This window comes from Govania unica, from assembly GCF_027920805.1.
GTDB classification, from domain to species: domain Bacteria; phylum Pseudomonadota; class Alphaproteobacteria; order Sphingomonadales; family Govanellaceae; genus Govanella; species Govanella unica.
Genome location: NZ_JANWOI010000001.1, coordinates 234,343 through 250,972 on the forward strand (window position 1 = coordinate 234,343; position 16,630 = coordinate 250,972).

Sequence of the window (16,630 nt, forward strand, 5' to 3'; positions counted from 1 at the left end):
AACTTTCTTCATGAAGCGTTTTGCGTGCTTGATCCCTCTGCTGTTGCTCGTCTGTCTCGGGGCGTCGTCGCCGCTTGCGGAGGAGGCTGTTTCGCTCACCTTGCCGCCGCGGCTGAAGGATATAGGGGCGGCCCGGGTGCGCTCGGTCGTGGACGGCGACACGGTGCGGCTTGAGGATGGGCGGCAGGTGCGGCTGGTTGGCACACAGGCGCCGAAACTGCCGCTCGGGCGCAAGGACTTCAAAGCCTGGCCGCTTGGCGATGAGTCAAAGGCGCTGCTGGAGCGTCTGCTGCTCGGGCGGGCGGTGACGCTGCATGCGGGCGGGGCGGAGATGGATCGTCACGGCCGGGTGCTCGCGCATCTGCTGCGGGACGATGGGCTCTGGGTTCAAGGCGCCATGGTCGAGGCCGGGATGGCGCGGGTCTACAGCTTCCCTGACAATCGCGTGGCGGTGGCCGAGCTCCTTGCGCTTGAGACGGCGGCGCGGACGGCGCGGCGCGGCATCTGGGCCGATCCCTATTATGCGGTGCGCACGGATATCAGTGTGGCGCGTCACGTGGGCGGCTATGAACTGGTCGAAGGCCGGGTGCTGCATGTGACCACGGTGAAGGGGCGGAGCTACCTTAATTTCGGTAGCGATTACAAAACGGATTTCACCATCACACTTGATACCGTGGGGCGCCGAGCCTTGGCCAAGCACAAGCTGAAACCCGAATTTTTCGAAGACAGCGTCATTCGCGTGCGCGGTTGGGTGTCCTGGGAAAACGGCCCGATGATTGCGGTCAACCATCCCGAACAGATCGAAATTCTGAGCCCGTCGGAGAGCCTGCAGGCGGCGCTGCAAAAGGCGATCAAGCCGCCGAAACGGGTCAAGGCGGACAAAGCCGCAAAATCCCCGAAAGGTGAAAGCAAGGAGAAACCGGCAAAACGCGCCAGACGCAGCAAGGCCGAGAAAGCCGACAAAACAGAGACTGGCGATCAACCCGACAAACCCAGGAAACCGCGCAAACCGCGCGTCAAAAAACCCAAGGAGCCGGAGGACAGCCTGTGACCGTGCTCTGAGCTGAAGGGGGGCAAACCATCAGCTTGAGCGATACCTTCAGTCGGCGGTCAGGTCTCGATGCGGTCGAGAACTTCGCCGTCGGGGGCGAAACAGACGGCAACCAGAGGGCCGCCATGGCCGCAGCCGCCGTCTATGGTGGCGGCATAGGGCAGGTCGAGATTGACCCCGCGCTGTTTCTGATCAAAGCCGCGAATGACGCGGGTGAAGCCGTTGAACGGGCGATCCAGCCCGTCGAAAAGGCCGGTGTCCCACCAGAAAATATCGCCCTGCGTCTGCAAGGGGCGGTTCGGGTCCACGGCGGCATGAACAAAAAACAGTCCGCCGCAGTCTGTATAGGCGGCGCGTTTGACTGCGGTCATCAGTTCGTGATGGCCGGGGGTGCGATGCATGCAGTTCCTGAGCGCGCTGGTCCATTTGGTGATGGCGCGCGGCCCGTCGCGCACATGACCGCGAGCGCTCATGAGCGTGCTGCCATAAGCCTCGATGGTCGGGCCGATGCCGTGATCGAGCAGCCACTCCAGGATTTCGGGTGGGTTCTGGGCGAATTGAAGCTGCAGCAGCTTGGACCACATTTCTTCCTGTGCGCCGCGCAGATAGACGAAATCATGGGGCTGAAACACCCCGGAGCGGGATAAAAGCCGGCGGCGGGTGTGCAGCAATTCATCCACGGTGGCGTGGACGTCGGGGCCGAGGCCGGTGTAATTGCCAAGATAAACGAGACGGTCACCGGGGACAAAGCGTGGCACAAGTTCGCGATGCAGGGCGGCGAGCTTGGCGGCATGGCCATGGATGGCGGCCACGCTCCAGATCCGCTGCGGACGGTCGAGGCGCGCGAATCGGGTCTCATCCAGGGACAAGGCGACCGGCTTGTTCATGACCCTCCCTTTATTGTCGTATCCGGCTTTATGAGCTAACCGGCATTCAGGCATGTTCCAAGGTTAGGTAATACTAGCTCTAGTGGCTGAGTTTTGGAAGGCACCTTGATATGGTGATTGTTAAAATTTTAAGCGGGGAGGGGCATAAAAAAACGCCCGGAACTTTCGTCCCGGGCGTTTGATCGGAGAGACGCGCGATCAGGCGGCGCGCAACATATCTTCAAGCCGTTTGACCGCGGCGATTTCCTCGATCTTCTCAACAGCGGCCACTTCGCGAGCGAGGCGTGCGAGGGCTGATTCGTAGATCTGCCGTTCGCTGTAAGATTGTTCCGGCTGTTCGGCCGTGCGATGCAGGTCGCGCACCACTTCAGCGATCAGGACGAGGTCGCCCGAATTGATCTTGGCTTCATATTCCTGAGCCCGGCGGCTCCACATGGTGCGCTTGATTTTCGCTTTGCCGGTCAGGGTCTTGAGGGCCTGCTGCATGGTATCGGCATTGGCCAGTTTGCGCATGCCCACCATCTTTGCCTTGTTGGTGGGGACGCGCAGGGTCATGCGCTCTTTTTCAAACCTGATGACGTATAATTCAAGCTCCATGCCTGAAATCATTTGTTTCTCGATATCGAGAATCCGCCCGACTCCGTGTTTCGGATAGACGATGTAATCATTTTTCGCGAAATCGAGGGAATTTGTTTTCTTCATTGCCAACCGCTTCTCTCTGCACAAAAATTCAACCGCATCCCGAGTGTTCTACGGGTCAGTTAAAACCAGCTGCCACACAGCCGCCAATTGAGCGGCCGTGCAGGGTAAGGGCTAAAAGTCGCCGTAAAAACAAGCGCTCAGTGACTGCGCTCGCGTTGTGTTCAGTTGCGATGCCACAACATGTAGATGCCACTGTAGCATAATTAGCCAAAAAAGACAGCCCCTGTGACAGAACGTCACAGGGGCCGCCGGATTTTGAGGCGAACCTGACTGGAAAAGCTAGAAAACCGGAGGCAAAAAGAGCTTATCAGCCGCCGGGCTTGTCGCTGAAATATTTAGCGAATTTGCCTTCTTCGCCCTTGAACTCGTCAGCATCGGCCGGAGCCGGGCCTTTTTCCGAGATATTGGGCCAGGTTTCGCCGTATTTCGCGTTCAGTTCGAGCCACTGGTCGAGACCGTCTTCGGTGTCGGGGAAGATGGCTTCGGCCGGGCATTCCGGTTCGCAGACGCCGCAATCGATACATTCATTGGGGTTGATGACGAGCATATTCTCGCCTTCATAGAAGCAATCGACCGGGCAAACCTCCACGCAATCCATGTATTTGCATTTGATGCAGGCTTCCGTGACGACATAGGTCATCGATTTTCTCCAAACGTGCCGCCCAATTTGCCGAGGTGGCGGTACAGACGATGATTACTAGGATTTCTTACGAGCGAGCGGCGTGAGAGGCAAGCCCAAAAAGCGCCCGCTCCGTGTTTTCTGATATTTGTCAATTCTATTCAGTAAGTAAGACTGAATTGCACAAAATTCCAGAGCTAATCGCCAAGCATCAAGCGATCACCCTCCACCCGCCACCTGCCGAGGCGGTTGAGAAAGCTCATGCCCAAAAGTGATTGCGGGAGATCTGTTCCGGTCACAACAGCGGTGACCTGTGGAATGTCCAGGCTGCCGATCCGGACCGTGTCGAGTGTCACCGGAGCGGCGCGCAGGCTGCCGTTGGCGGTGGTGAGGCTGAGGCTGAAGTCGTCGCGGGTCGGGCGCAGGCCGATGCGGGCGGCGTCGGCGGGGCTGAGCACCACATGACTTGCCCCGGTATCGATCAGGAACTGCAGCGGGCGGCCGTTCACTTCGGCCTCGACCCGGAAATGGCCGTCAGCGTCCCGGCGTAAGGTAAGCTCATCTCGGGGGCCGGGGGCCAGATCGACCGCGCCCTGATGCTCCGGGGCGCGGTCACGGTTGGAGAGGACGCCTGCGGCGATGATCAGCGCGCAGGCGAGCAGACCCAATCCCTGGAGATGACCCTTGATACTCATAGCGCTTGATTTTACCGCCTAGATGTTAAGGCTTTGTAAGGTCAGGCCCGGGTGGGCAGAAAGGCGTCGCAATAGATATGGCGCGAGGCCACGCCGGAGAGAAAGGCTTTTTTCCTGAGCAGCGTCACCATCTCGGGTGCGCCGCAGAAATAGGCGCGGGTGGCGGCGGGCGTGTGCAACTGGCCAAGGGTCACGGCGTCGAGGGAGCCGGTCACAAGATCCCCACCGCCGCCTTCGAGCACGCAGGGCGTATAGATGAAATTATCGTTGGTGGCGGCCAGATCGCGCAGGATGTCGGTTAGATAAAGATCGCCGGGCCGCAGTGCCCCATGGATCAGATGGATCTGTCCGCGATGTCCGGCCTTGAGGGCGTCCTGGACGATGCCATAAAGCGGCGCGAGTCCGGTGCCGGTCCCGGCCAGCAGCATGTCGAAGTCCTGAGCGTCGTCCTGCACGTAAAAACAAGACCCGGCCGGACCGCGCAGCGCCAGCCGGTCGCCGGGCTCGGCCACATCATGCAGCCAGTTGCTCATGCGCCCGCCCTCGATACGGCGGATATGCAGTTCAAGATGGCCGTCGTCGGCAACGAGATTGGCCACCGAATAGCTGCGGCTCACCTGATCCGGACCGAACAGGGTGACATATTGCCCGGGCCGCACGACAAACGGTCTTTCGGGGCGAAGATGCAGCCCGAGAACGCTGTCATTCAAGGGGGTTTTGGCGAGGATGACAGCGGGCATGGTGCTGTCATCAAGGCTGAGGCTGCGGAGCGCGAGATCGGCGGTTGGCTTGCATTGGCAGGCGAGAAGATAGCCTGTGGCCTTGAGGCTGTCTTTTAATCCGGCGGTCCAGCTCGGATCAGGGGCGGGGCTGCCGTCGGCGGTTTGCACCAGACAGCTTTGGCAGGCTCCGGCGCGGCAGGACCAGGGAATATCGACCCCGGCCCTCAGCAATCCATCAAGCACGGGTTCGCTCTCGGGCAGGCTATGGGCCTGCCCGTCGAAAGTCACGGTGATCATGGGGGTATCCCTATTTCCGGGAGATTAGCGGTTCAGCACGTCGGCCCGGGCGCCTTCGGCAATGCCGGCCACAGCGGCGATGTCACTGTCGGCGACGCCAAGTTCGCGCAGGGTATCGCCCAGATGGGTGATGATGATATCCACATGGTTGTCGTTCAAACCGCGCGTCACGAGATGCTTGTGGCCGTCGCGCATGGACCTGCCCGTATAGGAATTGGGTCCGCCGAACACCATGGTGAGAAAGCCTTTTTGCTTGGCAATCTGGCCATCCATATCGACGTCATCGAAGAAGTGATTGACGCGGTCATCGGCGAGCACACGGCGATAGAACAGGTCAACGGCGGCATCGACGGCAGCACTGCCACCCAGACGATCGTAAAGCGACATCAGAAACTCTCCAGTGAGGAATTGCGCAACCCCGCGGGCGGGGGTAGTTTTTGAAGGGTAAACGCGGTATAACATGCATATGAGATACATGTTACTGAAACATGTATATAAAATGCATCTTAGTGTCAAAGGCAAATTATGCAGCTCACGCAATTCACGGATTATGCGCTGCGGGTGCTGATTTATCTGGGCGTCAAGCAAGGCGATGCCACCATCGGCGAGATCGTCGATAGCTATGGCATTTCCAAAAATCATCTGACCAAGGTGGTACATAGCCTGGCCCGGCTCGGCTTCGTGCAGTCGACTCGCGGCAAGGGCGGCGGCATTCGGCTGGCCATGCGGCCGGAAGATATTTCGGTGGCGGCGGTGGTCGCGGCGACCGAACCGAATTTCAATCTGGTGGAATGTTTCGAGCTTGGCGCGAGCCATTGCCCGCTGGTTCCATCCTGTCTTTTGAAACGCGCGCTCCATGAGGCCAATCAGGCCTTTCTCACGAGTCTCGAGCGCCATAGCCTGGCTGATCTCCTGGGGAACCGCCGGGAGCTTACGGTGTTGCTCAAGGTTCCGGCTGTTCCGTGAGGTCACGATAGAGCAGCCGGGCTTCGGCAGGCGGGCCGCGCCGCGTAGGGAGGGCGATCACCTGCACCACCCGCACGCTGCGACCGTAAGGAAAGCTCAGGATGTCGCCCGCGCCGACATGTGCGTCAGGCTTGGTGATCGAGGTTCCGTTGACGCGAAGCAGGCCGCTCCGGCAGAGGGCCTGGGCCAGACCGCGGCTTTTGAAGAATCGGGCTTGCCAAAGCCACTTGTCGAGACGGGCTTTGCTTGCGCTCAGCTCCGTCTCCTGCGGCTTTGGCTCCCGGCTCATGGGGTTATTTCTTGTTGAGCAGGCTCTGTTTCAAGGAGGCAAGCGCCGCGAAGGGGCTGTCCTCATTGAAGGCCGGACGCTTGCTGCCGGACTGGGGCTCGCTGCTCCACACCCGCGGTTCGTTGCCGCCCCGGGGTTTGTCGCCCCGCGCCTTGTCAAAGCGCGGTTTATCGCTGCGAGGCTTGTCGCTGCGGGGGCTGTCGTTGCGGGCCTGGCGCTCGCCGCCATGGGGCTGCTTGCGGTCTGGGCGGTCTGCAGTGTCATTGGCGACACGCGGGCCATGCTGGCGGGGACGCCGGTTGCGCTGATCGGGCGCGCGCTCGCCCGTGGGGGCTTGACCTGGCTGATCGTCGCGGTTGCGTGGCTGATGCCGCTCCGGGCGGCGATCCGGACGCGGACGCCGGGTGTCCTCGCGGAAGAACAGCATTTGCGGCGCGGCGGCTACGGCCGAGACTTCATCCAAGACTTCGGCAACGTCTTCGACTGCCGTTGCGTCCGGGGTCTCGCCGGGTGTCTGGAGGGGCTCCTCACTCGGAGTTTCGGCGGGGGCCTCGACAGGTTCTTCGACCGGGCTCTCGGCGGGAGCTTCCACGGGTTCTTCGACGGGTGCTTGGGTCGGAGTCTCGGCCGGGGCTTCGACCGGAACCTCGACAGGCGTCTGACCCGGAGTCTCACCAGCTGCCTCAGTCTGACGGGCCGCCCAGGCGGCGGCTTCGCTGTCGCTCGGCTGGCGGTAAGCATAGCCGAGATAGCTCATGATCTTGAGGAAGTCGTCGCCGCTCACGCCGACCAGCGACATCAATTTCGAATCACTGACGAACGGACCCTTTTCAGCCACCTCGCGGGCGGCCTGACCAAGTCGTTCCAGCATGTCGAGCCGCACGGCGAGGCCACCGATGGGGCGGAAGCCGAGGATCTCATAGAAAATGCCGGGCACAGATTTGTCGGTCGGCACAGTGATCAGGCCGGGTGTCGGCGGCACCGCAAGCGTCGTCTGCTGGGTGAACACCGACCACAGCAGCAGGCGGAGCCGCGCGGCATGGGGTTTCAGAAGCGGCGGCAGATAGAAACTGGTGGAGCCGAGCCAGATCCCGAGCGAGCGCATCTGACGGCGGCCGTCCTTGTCGACAGCGCGGAAATCGGCGGCGACGCGACGGCGCGACAGGGTGCCGAGATTTTCGACCACCTGATAGGCCAGGCCGCGGGCAAGTCCGCTGATGGCTTCCGGCAGCTCAAGGGATTCCTGCAAACGGAACAGCGGCTTGAGTTCGCGGTTCAGATATCCGTCGAGCCAGGTCTGGAGGCGGGCTTCGACCCGTTTCAGATCGTCGCCGGTGAGCAAGGGGGCCTGGATCATGCGGATGCGGGGACGGAGCGCTTCGGGGCCGGCCACAAGTTCCGCCACCAGGATGCCATCCCACAGGATGCGTCCGGCGGGGATCAGGGCCTGGGTTTCCGGGTCCGCGAGCAGCAGCGAGAATTTATCATCCTCGGCCTCGCTAAGCTTGCTGGCACGCTCGCTGATTTCCGTCACCAGCGCCTTGTCGGCTGCCTGTCGCAACGTGCGCTGATCAGCGCTCAGCTGTGCTTCGTCCACATCGAACGTAAAGCCGCTCAAGGCGCCAATGAAATGCCCTTCGACCGTCACGCTGCCATCCTTTTCCACCACTGCCATCAATCGTTCTTTCTGTCTTAACTCTCGCATCAGCACGGCGGTTCGCCGGTCGATGAATCTTTGGCTCAGTCCCTTGTGCAAAGCGTCCGATAACCGATCCTCGATATCCCGCGCCTGATTTTGCCAGTGCGCCGGGCTCTCGAGCCAGTTCGGGCGGTTGGCAGCATATGTCCAGGTCCGCACATGCGCAATACGCTGTGCGAGGGTGTCGATATCGCCATCGACCCGATCGAGCGGCTTTATTTGCTGGTTGAACCAGTCATTGGGGATTGTGCCCCGTTCGCTCATCAGAAATTTATAGACGCTCAGGCAGATGCGCGTGTGATCTGCGGGGGAAATTTTCCTGAAATCAGGGAGTTGGCAGGCTTCCCACAATTTTCTCACGGCCGCCGGGTGGCGCGCCATGTGGCGGATGGCCGGGTCGGCGGCGGCCGCGCGCAGCACCATGAGATCGTCGGCCTCGCGGGCGCGGCGGAAGCGGCTGTCCGATGGCAGGGCCTCAAGACTCGCGATCAGGGCCTCCGGAGTCGCGAAATCAAGCTGGCTGTTGCGCCATTCGACATGTTGAAGGGTGGGGAAGCTGTGAGTCTCCACCGCCTGGACCAGATCCAGGTCGAAATTTTCGACCAGATCCGCAAGCGTGGTGAAGCTGCCGCTGGTCATATGGCGTCCGGCCCGGCCCGCCACCTGGGCGATCTCGGCCGCCGTCAGGTTGCGGAAGCGCTCGCCGTCGAATTTGGATTTCTGGGCAAAGGCCACATGGTTGATATCCATGTTGAGCCCCATGCCGATGGCGTCGGTGGCGACGATGTAATCGACGTCGCCGTTTTGAAACAGCTCCACCTGGGCGTTGCGGGTGCGCGGACTGAGCGCCCCCATGACCACCGCCGCGCCGCCATGCTGACGGCGCAGCATTTCCGCGAGGCCGTAGACCTCGGTCACGGAAAAAGCGATTACCGCCGAGCGCCGGGGCAGCCGCGACAGTTTGTGTGGCGGCACGTAAGTCAGGGTCGACAGCCGGGGCCGGGTGATTATGTCGGCGCGCGGCAACAGCGACGCCGCCAGCGGTCGGATGGCTTCAGAGCCCATGAACATGGTCTCCTCCCGCCCGCGCGCGTTCAACAGGCGGTCGGTGAAGACATGGCCGCGATCGGGGTCGGCACAAAGCTGGATTTCATCGACGGCGATAAAGGCCACATCGAGTTCCATCGGCATGGCTTCGACCGTGGACACCCAGTAGGACGGGCTTTTCGGGACGATTTTTTCTTCACCGGTCACCAGCGCCACGGCCTGGGCGCCCTTGATGCGCACCACCCGGTCATAAATCTCTCGCGCCAGCAGCCGCAGCGGCAGACCGATCATCCCCGAACTATGGGCAAGCATGCGCTCGACCGCGAGATGAGTCTTGCCGGTGTTGGTGGGGCCGAGAACCAGCTTGACGCCCAAGGGGCTTTGCGGTTCGGGCCGAATGAAACGTGGGCTCATGGGGCGCTCTCATAGCACGAGCCCGGCGCGGCGCAAAGCCGGGCGCTCGGCCGTCAGAGAGAAAGTTGCCGCTTGCAGGGGGGAATTTCTGTATCTCCAGTTATTTCAGCATATCAAAATATGCTCTGGCTATACATCACCTCACCAAACGGGGCAGCCTCTGAGACAGAGAGACAAAAATCACGCTTGCGGCGCTAGGCCCGGGACGAATCGGAGGGTTCCCATCCCTTCACGGGTCACGGCGGAATTCGCCATCAGATAGGCTCCTCGCATGGTTCCGTTGACTTGAGCGGCGCTGTTCGGCATTCTCCCGCCAAACAATCGTTCGGTTTAACAAAACCACAAGGCATGAGGACACGGATATGGCGGACGCTCCGAAAAAGACGCTGGCGGACTGGGATGCCCTTGCAACCAAGGAAATCGGCGGTCGGTCGCTCGACAGTCTGGTGTGGAACACGCCCGAAGGCCTTCCGGTCAAGCCGCTTTATACGAGCGAGGATCTGACCCGCGTCGGCTATGACGAGACCCTGCCCGGGGTGTTCCCTTTCACCCGCGGCGTGCGCGCAACCATGTATGCGAACCGGCCCTGGACGGTGCGGCAATATGCCGGGTTCTCCACCGCCGAAGCTTCGAACGCGTTCTACCGTCGTAATCTGGCGGGCGGACAAAAGGGCCTGTCGGTGGCCTTCGACCTTGCCACCCATCGCGGCTATGACAGCGATCACCCGCGCGTGGTCGGCGACGTCGGCAAGGCCGGTGTGGCCATCGACAGCGTCGAGGACATGAAGATCCTGTTCGACGGCATCCCGCTTGATGAGATGTCGGTGTCCATGACCATGAACGGGGCAGTGCTGCCCTGTCTCGCGTTCTATATCGTTGCCGCCGAAGAACAGGGTGTGAGCGAGGACAAGCTCGCCGGGACCATTCAGAATGACATTCTGAAGGAATTCATGGTCCGCAACACCTATATCTACCCGCCCAAGCCATCCATGCGCATCATTGCCGACATCATCGATTACACCGCGCATAAAATGCCCAAGTTCAATTCGATCTCGATTTCCGGCTATCACATGCAGGAAGCGGGCGCGACGCAGGTTCAGGAACTGGCCTTCACCCTCGCTGACGGCATGGAATATGTGCGTTCGGCGCTGGATCGCGGGCTTGACGTGGATAAATTCGCCGGGCGGCTGTCGTTCTTCTTTGCCATCGGCATGAATTTCTTCATGGAAGTGGCGAAATTGCGCGCGGCCCGCATGCTGTGGGCCCGCATCATGAAGGATTTCGACGCGAAGAAGCCGTCGTCGCTGATGCTGCGCACCCATTGCCAGACATCGGGTGTGAGCCTGACCGAGAAAGACCCCTACAACAACGTGATCCGCACCACCATCGAAGCGCTCGCCGCCGGGCTTGGCGGCACGCAGTCGCTGCATACGAACGCGCTTGACGAAGCGATCGCGCTGCCGACGGATTTCTCGGCTCGGATCGCCCGCAACACCCAGCTGATCCTGCAGGAAGAAACCGGCATCACCAACGTGGTCGATCCGCTCGGTGGGTCCTATTACGTCGAAAGCCTGACTCAGGAACTGGCCGACGCCGCCTGGGCGCTCATTCAGGAAGTCGAGGAGATGGGCGGCATGACCAAGGCGGTTGAAGCCGGTCTGCCGAAGCTCCGCATTGAAGAGGCTGCCGCTCTCAAGCAGGCGCGCGTCGACCGTGGCGAGGAAGTCGTGGTCGGCGTCAATAAATACAAGCTCCAGAAAGAAGACCCTATCGACATTCTCGATGTCGATAACGCCGCTGTGCGCGATGCCCAGATCACGCGGCTCAACCATATCCGCGCGACCCGCGATCAGGCCCGCGTGGATGCCGCCCTTGCCGCCATCACCGAAGGCGCGAAGGGCGACGCCAATCTGCTGACTTTGGCGGTGGAAGCAGCCCGGGCCCGTGCTACGCTTGGTGAAATTTCAGACGCCATGGAACTGGTGTTCGGTCGTCACAAGGCGGAGATCAAAAGCGTGTCCGGAGTCTATGGATCGGCTTATGCAGGCGACGAGGATTACGCCAACCTGCAACAGGAAGTGGCGGATTTCGCTGCCGCCGAAGGCCGTCGTCCGCGCATCATGGTGGTGAAAATGGGTCAGGACGGCCATGATCGCGGCGCCAAGGTGGTGGCCACCGGTTATGCCGATATCGGCTTCGACGTCGACGTCGGCCCGCTGTTCCAGACCCCGGCCGAAGCCGCCCGTCAGGCCATCGAAAACGACGTCCATATCATCGGGGTGTCATCACTCGCCGCCGGTCACAAAACGCTGGTGCCGGAACTCATCAATGAACTGAAGAAAGAAGGCGCGGACGATATTCTGGTGGTCGTCGGCGGCGTCATCCCGGCGCAGGATTATGATTTCCTGTATCAGACTGGGGTGGCGGCGATCTTTGGTCCCGGCACCAATATCGTCACCTCCACCCGCGACATGCTGCGCATCCTGAAAGCGCGTAAGGCGGCGTAAGGCGGGGAGTGCAGCTTTGAATGAAAGACCCCCGTTCCTTTATGGCAGGGGGTCTTTTTGATTCAACTGCATGGAGTTGAGAACAGGGCATAATTGGGCCATAACAATGATGCTGACCATCAGGGCGGGAGCGTATTCTTGAATCTCATCGACGGCATTCTTTCCGGCAATCGGCGGGCCTTGGGCAAGGCGATCACGCTTGTGGAATCGACCCGGGCCGATCATCGTCTGGAGGCACAGGCGCTGATGGCGGCGTTGCTGCCGCATACCGGCGGCTCCATGCGGCTTGGGCTTTCGGGCGCGCCGGGGGTGGGGAAGTCGTCGTTTATCGAGGCGTTTGGTCAGTTCCTCACGGCGCGTGGCCTGAAGGTGGCGGTGCTTGCGATTGATCCGTCGTCGGCGCGCACCGGGGGGTCTATTCTTGGTGACAAGACACGCATGGAGCAGCTGGCTCATGATCCGCTGGCCTTCATCCGGCCGTCGCCATCTGGTTGCACGCTCGGCGGGGTGGCGCGGCGCACGCGGGAGGCCATGTTGCTGTGTGAGGCGGCGGGCTATGACGTGGTGATGGTGGAAACCGTCGGCGTCGGTCAGTCCGAGACGGCGGTGGCCGATATGGTCGACATGTTCCTGTTGCTGCTGTCGCCCGGCGGCGGTGACGAGCTGCAGGGCATCAAGCGCGGCATCATGGAGCTTGCGGATCTGGTGATCGTCAATAAAGCCGACGGCGATCTCGAACCGGCGGCGCGGCGGGCTCAGGCGGAATATCGCGCGGCGCTTCATATCATGCGGCCGAAGACACCGACCTGGATTCCGCATGCGCTGCGGGTCTCGGCGCTGAAGGCGCTTGGGCTTGAGGACGTCTGGGCGCAGGTGGAGAAATACCGGACGGCGCTTACGGCCACCGGCGAGCTTGAACAGTTCCGCGCCGGTCAGGCCAAGGCCTGGATGTGGTCGGAAATTCATGATCGCCTGACCGATGCCGTGCGCGCCGCAAATCCGGCCGAAGTGCAGGCGGCAGAGGCGGCGGTGACAGCCGGAACCGAGCCGCCGGGGCTTGCTGCGGAACGGATTCTCGCGCGGTTTTTACAACCCTAAGCTGGATAGCTATTTTTAGACTGTTCGTTTTACGCGGGTGCGCTACAGTTGGATCGGGGGGCGGCTAAAGCTGTCTAACGGTCTCTGTGGGGGGTGTCCGTGTCAGTATTGCGTCTGTTTAAATTATACCTGCTGCTTTGGGTGGTTTTCGGATTGGATGCGAGCGTTGTGGCGGCGCCGAAACAAAAACCTGCAGCTGTGGCGACTGTTCCGGCCGCGGACTCTCTGGCCGCAGCCTTCGGGGCGATGCCGTCCATGTGGGGTGTGCGTCTGTCACCGGACGGGTCCAAAATATCCTTCCTGACCATGGATCGGGACGAGCTGCCGATGCTCGTGATCTATGATTTTACCACCGGTACGATCAAGCCCATTCTGTCGAGTGTGCCCAATATTGCCGATCTGCAATGGTGCAAATGGGCCAATGCCGATCGGCTTCTCTGTGGCTACACGGGCATCGTCTTTAATGGCTATGTGCTCTATGGGACGACGCGACTTGTGGCCGTCAATTCCAACGGCAGTAAAATGAAGGTGCTGATGCAGCGCCAGCTTTCCGAGAACTTCGCGCAGTTTCAGGATCGGGTCGTCGATTATCTGGTGGAAGATCCTCAGCATGTGCTGATTCAGGTGCCCGTTAATCAGAGCACTGGCACGGCGCGGCTCAATATCTATACCGGAGGACTCGAAGATAAAACGCAACAGATGGAGAATGTGAGGCATTACATCAGCGACGGGCGGGGGACGCCGCGTCTTTACAGCTATTTCAATGGTGAGAAGATCTACTGGAAATATCGCCTGGCGGGGGAGACGAAATGGCGGCTCCTGTATAGTGATCACATCGGTAGCGATCAGGGCAGTTATTCACCCCAGGGTTTTGGGGAAGATCCGAACAAGCTTTATGTGCTGAAATCGTACGAGGGGCGACAAGCGCTCTGGGTGGTGGATCTCACCGCCCATGAGGATGCAAAACCTACTGAGACGATAGTCTATGCGAATCCCGAAGCGGATGTTGCCAATGTTCAGACACTTGGAAAATACGACCGCTTGGTGGCCGCAACCTATGCCACGGACAGCACGCATAATGAGTATTTCGATAAGGAGATTGAACGCATCGTGCTTTCGGTCGGGGCGCTTTATCCCGATCAGCAGGTCATGGTCACGGATGAAAGCTGGGATCGGCGATTTTATATCATTTTGGTCACCAGCGACCGTAATTCTGGAATCTATCTGCGCTATGATCGGGAAAACCGTCAAATCAGTATTATAAATTCCTTATACCCCGAGCTCAAGGGACGAACCCTGTCTCCCATGAAGGCGGTGCGCTTCACGGCTCGGGACGGGGTTAAGGTCACGGGCTACCTGACCCGACCGCAGGGGGAGAAACAAACCGGATTGCCGCTTGTGGTGCTGCCCCATGGCGGACCCTATGCTCGCGATGTCTGGGGCTATGACTGGCTGCCGCAGTATCTGGCGGCCAAGGGCTATGCGGTGTTGCAGGTCAATTACAGGGGTTCGGCCGGGTATGGTGAGGATTGGAAGGGGCAGGGTGGCTACAAGGCTTGGCGGCAGGCGTTGGATGACATCACCGACGGAGTGCGCGGGAGCATCAAGGCCGGCATCAGCGATCCAGCGCGAATCTGTGCGGTCGGTTGGAGCTATGGCGGCTATGCAGCGCTCATGAGTGGTGTCGAGCATGCGGAACTCTATCGTTGCATCGTCAGCGTCGCCGGAGTGACCGACCTCGATATCTATAAATACGAAGCCCGCAAATATCTGAAGGGCAAGGCGGTCCGGGAATTTGTTGGCAATGAATCTGAAGTGGTCGTGCAGGGCTCACCTTTGAAGCGTGCGGCTCAGCTCAAGGCGCCGGTCTTGTTGTTCCATGGTGATCGGGACATCAATGTGCAGATCAAACACAGTATAAAGTTGGACGAGGCTTTGACGGCCGCCGCTGTTCCCCATGAGTTCATACGCTACAAAGGGGCCGAACACAGTCTGGAGCGGACCAGCTGGCGGGTTGACCTTCTGACCCGTCTCGGGGCGTTTCTTGATCTCCATACCACTGCCCCGGAGCAGGTGGCCGGGGGGCGATAGAGCGAAGGACCCGTCAAAACCATGGCGCTCGGGGTGGAAAAAGCCAGTATAGCTCTTGACGGTCCTGCTTAGCTCCCGTATACACGCGTCTCGAATTGGCCGCGCTTTTCGGATAGGCGTGGCTTTGGTTATCAGGAGCGGGGACAGACAATGTCACGTGTTTGCGAATTGACTGGCAAGACGGTTCTTTACGGCAACAAAGTCAGCCATGCCAACAACAAGAGCCGTCGGCGCTTTCTGCCGAATCTGAACAACGTGTCGCTTCTGTCCGACGCGCTGAACCAGAGCGTTCGGTTCCGTATCTCAGCCAATGCCCTGCGCACGGTCGAGCATAACGGTGGTCTCGATAGCTATCTTATGAAGACGCGCTCCGACAATCTGTCGCTGAAGGCGCGCCGCCTGAAGAAGCTGATCGAAAAGAAACAGGAAGTTGTTGTAGCTGCCTAAGGCGCGACAATCCTCAGAATTCTAAAAAGCCGCTGTGTTTACAGCGGCTTTTTTTTATGGCTCGTTCAGTTGGAACATCATCAGGAGCGTGTTCTGCAGCGGGTGATAATTATCATCCGAGACGAGATAGACAAAGATCTCGCCCGCTGGCCCCTCCCGCACAGCGATGCCTTCCATATTATCGACGTGATAGGGATAGGAGAGCATCGCGAGTTCGCGGCCTCTGACCGTCGCCCCGGGCTTGAGATCGGTGGCGGCGATGTATTTGACCCTGGCGGCGACGCCCTGAAGCAGGGTGAAGCGGCGCTCCAGCACCAGAAGATCGCCGTTCGGCAGGGTCGCGAGGTCGGTGGGCTTGAAATTATTGCCGGTTTGATAGAACAGGCTCAGGCTCCGGTCGCCGTCGAGGATCCAGGCCGGGGTGATGCCAGCCTCAGGGCCGCCCTCTTCGGCAATGGCGAACAGGCGGCCGTCCTTCAACCGGGTCAACGATTCGAGGCCGCCATTTCCGGGCAATGCGGCGATGGCCGTGGCGATGTTTGCCGGGAGGGGCAGGGGATGGGCTGCTTTTTGCTCCATGACATCGCCGAAGGTCGCGTTGTACTGCCACAGACGATGCTGGCCTTCGAAGGCGACGATCAGACCGCCGGGGATCTCCGTCAGCGCCTCGGCATCGGAGCCCCAGCGCTTGCTGGTGATGAGGGGCTGGCCCTCAGGGTCGAGAATCGGTGAAATTCTGAGGTCATGGGCCCCGCTGAGCTGACCGTTCCGATAGTCGAGCGTGGCGACGACCCAAAAGCCGCGATCGGACACGGCCAGAAATTCGCGGCCGTCCGCAGACACCAGCAGGGAGGACAGGCCACCGAATCGGCGGTCGCCGCTTTGCAGAACCAATCCGCCGAGATAGCCCAGCTGGCCCACCGATCGAACGGTGCTGAGGTCGCGATGGAGCGGCAGGGCCGTGGTCCGGAGCGGTTCGGCGCTCAGGGACCGTTCGGGCGTGAGATTGGAGAGCGATTCGTAAGGATTGGCCGGGCTGCAACTGTTGACCATGACGGACAGCAGCAGGGCGGCCGTGAGCTTCGGAAGTCTGGCCATG

General features: G+C 60.5%; 15 protein-coding genes. 6 read left to right on the forward strand and 9 right to left on the reverse strand.

Features of this window, described 5'->3' with window-relative positions:
* Window positions 1–10: 10 nt before the first annotated feature.
* Window positions 11–1,051 (forward strand): thermonuclease family protein, encoded by a 1,041-nt coding sequence (locus NYP16_RS01015; protein WP_274942244.1) that lies wholly within the window; start codon window positions 11–13, stop codon window positions 1,049–1,051.
* 59 nt (window positions 1,052–1,110) lie between these two features.
* On the opposite strand, the gene NYP16_RS01020 is transcribed toward NYP16_RS01015, so the two are convergent.
* The 6 genes from NYP16_RS01020 to NYP16_RS01045 all read right to left on the reverse strand — a co-directional run bounded on the left by NYP16_RS01020 (window position 1,111) and on the right by NYP16_RS01045 (window position 5,360).
* The gene (locus NYP16_RS01020; RefSeq protein WP_274942245.1) at window positions 1,111–1,938 is read right to left on the reverse strand and encodes a metallophosphoesterase family protein; all 828 of its coding nucleotides are present in this window, start codon (window positions 1,936–1,938) and stop codon (window positions 1,111–1,113) included.
* Between the two features lie 198 nt (window positions 1,939–2,136).
* Window positions 2,137–2,640, reverse strand: a complete 504-nt coding sequence (locus tag NYP16_RS01025) for a CarD family transcriptional regulator (protein WP_274942246.1) — start codon at window positions 2,638–2,640, stop codon at window positions 2,137–2,139.
* Between the two features lie 307 nt (window positions 2,641–2,947).
* A complete protein-coding gene (fdxA, locus tag NYP16_RS01030) occupies window positions 2,948–3,280 on the reverse strand; it encodes a ferredoxin FdxA (protein ID WP_274942247.1) in 333 nt (110 codons plus the stop codon).
* A 176-nt stretch (window positions 3,281–3,456) separates the two neighbouring features.
* Window positions 3,457–3,954, reverse strand: a complete 498-nt coding sequence (locus NYP16_RS01035; RefSeq protein WP_274942248.1) for a retropepsin-like aspartic protease family protein — start codon at window positions 3,952–3,954, stop codon at window positions 3,457–3,459.
* 41 nt (window positions 3,955–3,995) lie between these two features.
* Complete coding sequence (locus NYP16_RS01040) at window positions 3,996–4,973, reverse strand: 2Fe-2S iron-sulfur cluster-binding protein (RefSeq protein WP_274942249.1); 978 nt, start codon at window positions 4,971–4,973, stop codon at window positions 3,996–3,998.
* Between the two features lie 24 nt (window positions 4,974–4,997).
* Window positions 4,998–5,360 (reverse strand): group I truncated hemoglobin, encoded by a 363-nt coding sequence (locus tag NYP16_RS01045; protein WP_274942250.1) that lies wholly within the window; start codon window positions 5,358–5,360, stop codon window positions 4,998–5,000.
* Window positions 5,361–5,498: 138 nt separating this feature from the next.
* On the opposite strand from NYP16_RS01045, the gene NYP16_RS01050 reads away from it, so the two are divergent.
* Window positions 5,499–5,939, forward strand: a complete 441-nt coding sequence (locus tag NYP16_RS01050; RefSeq protein WP_274942251.1) for an Rrf2 family transcriptional regulator — start codon at window positions 5,499–5,501, stop codon at window positions 5,937–5,939.
* Here the strand turns inward: NYP16_RS01050 and NYP16_RS01055 are convergent.
* Together NYP16_RS01055 and NYP16_RS01060 are read right to left on the reverse strand one after the other, a co-directional pair.
* The gene (locus tag NYP16_RS01055; protein ID WP_274942252.1) at window positions 5,917–6,228 is read right to left on the reverse strand and encodes an RNA-binding S4 domain-containing protein; all 312 of its coding nucleotides are present in this window, start codon (window positions 6,226–6,228) and stop codon (window positions 5,917–5,919) included. The genes NYP16_RS01050 and NYP16_RS01055 overlap by 23 nt on opposite strands.
* 4 nt (window positions 6,229–6,232) lie before the next feature.
* On the reverse strand, window positions 6,233–9,388 hold the full coding sequence (locus NYP16_RS01060) for a helicase-related protein (RefSeq protein ID WP_274942253.1): 3,156 nt from the start codon (window positions 9,386–9,388) through the stop codon (window positions 6,233–6,235).
* Between the two features lie 362 nt (window positions 9,389–9,750).
* On the opposite strand from NYP16_RS01060, the gene scpA reads away from it, so the two are divergent.
* The 4 genes from scpA to rpmB all read left to right on the forward strand — a co-directional run bounded on the left by scpA (window position 9,751) and on the right by rpmB (window position 15,531).
* Complete coding sequence (gene scpA, locus NYP16_RS01065) at window positions 9,751–11,895, forward strand: methylmalonyl-CoA mutase (protein WP_274942254.1); 2,145 nt, start codon at window positions 9,751–9,753, stop codon at window positions 11,893–11,895.
* Between the two features lie 138 nt (window positions 11,896–12,033).
* Window positions 12,034–12,993: a methylmalonyl Co-A mutase-associated GTPase MeaB gene (meaB, locus tag NYP16_RS01070; RefSeq protein ID WP_274942255.1), complete on the forward strand. Its 960-nt coding sequence runs from the start codon at window positions 12,034–12,036 to the stop codon at window positions 12,991–12,993.
* Window positions 12,994–13,092: 99 nt separating this feature from the next.
* Complete coding sequence (locus NYP16_RS01075) at window positions 13,093–15,084, forward strand: alpha/beta hydrolase family protein (protein WP_274942256.1); 1,992 nt, start codon at window positions 13,093–13,095, stop codon at window positions 15,082–15,084.
* A gap of 150 nt (window positions 15,085–15,234) precedes the next feature.
* Entirely contained in the window at window positions 15,235–15,531 is a 297-nt protein-coding gene (gene rpmB, locus NYP16_RS01080) for a 50S ribosomal protein L28 (protein WP_274942257.1), read from the forward strand.
* Between the two features lie 54 nt (window positions 15,532–15,585).
* Here rpmB and NYP16_RS01085 read toward each other — a convergent pair whose 3' ends face one another.
* A complete protein-coding gene (locus NYP16_RS01085) occupies window positions 15,586–16,629 on the reverse strand; it encodes an esterase-like activity of phytase family protein (protein ID WP_274942258.1) in 1,044 nt (347 codons plus the stop codon).
* Window position 16,630: the final 1 nt, after the last annotated feature.

Bases quoted from the DNA above. Each gene is read 5' to 3' on its own strand.
- NYP16_RS01015 (WP_274942244.1), top strand. From the start codon at position 11: ATGAAGCGTTTTGCGTGCTTGATCCCTCTGCTGTTGCTCGTCTGTCTC.
- NYP16_RS01020 (WP_274942245.1), bottom strand. From the start codon at position 1,938: ATGAACAAGCCGGTCGCCTTGTCCCTGGATGAGACCCGATTCGCGCGC.
- NYP16_RS01025 (WP_274942246.1), bottom strand. From the start codon at position 2,640: ATGAAGAAAACAAATTCCCTCGATTTCGCGAAAAATGATTACATCGTC.
- fdxA (WP_274942247.1), bottom strand. From the start codon at position 3,280: ATGACCTATGTCGTCACGGAAGCCTGCATCAAATGCAAATACATGGAT.
- NYP16_RS01035 (WP_274942248.1), bottom strand. From the start codon at position 3,954: ATGAGTATCAAGGGTCATCTCCAGGGATTGGGTCTGCTCGCCTGCGCG.
- NYP16_RS01040 (WP_274942249.1), bottom strand. From the start codon at position 4,973: ATGATCACCGTGACTTTCGACGGGCAGGCCCATAGCCTGCCCGAGAGC.
- NYP16_RS01045 (WP_274942250.1), bottom strand. From the start codon at position 5,360: ATGTCGCTTTACGATCGTCTGGGTGGCAGTGCTGCCGTCGATGCCGCC.
- NYP16_RS01050 (WP_274942251.1), top strand. From the start codon at position 5,499: ATGCAGCTCACGCAATTCACGGATTATGCGCTGCGGGTGCTGATTTAT.
- NYP16_RS01055 (WP_274942252.1), bottom strand. From the start codon at position 6,228: ATGAGCCGGGAGCCAAAGCCGCAGGAGACGGAGCTGAGCGCAAGCAAA.
- NYP16_RS01060 (WP_274942253.1), bottom strand. From the start codon at position 9,388: ATGAGCCCACGTTTCATTCGGCCCGAACCGCAAAGCCCCTTGGGCGTC.
- scpA (WP_274942254.1), top strand. From the start codon at position 9,751: ATGGCGGACGCTCCGAAAAAGACGCTGGCGGACTGGGATGCCCTTGCA.
- rpmB (WP_274942257.1), top strand. From the start codon at position 15,235: ATGTCACGTGTTTGCGAATTGACTGGCAAGACGGTTCTTTACGGCAAC.
- NYP16_RS01085 (WP_274942258.1), bottom strand. From the start codon at position 16,629: ATGGCCAGACTTCCGAAGCTCACGGCCGCCCTGCTGCTGTCCGTCATG.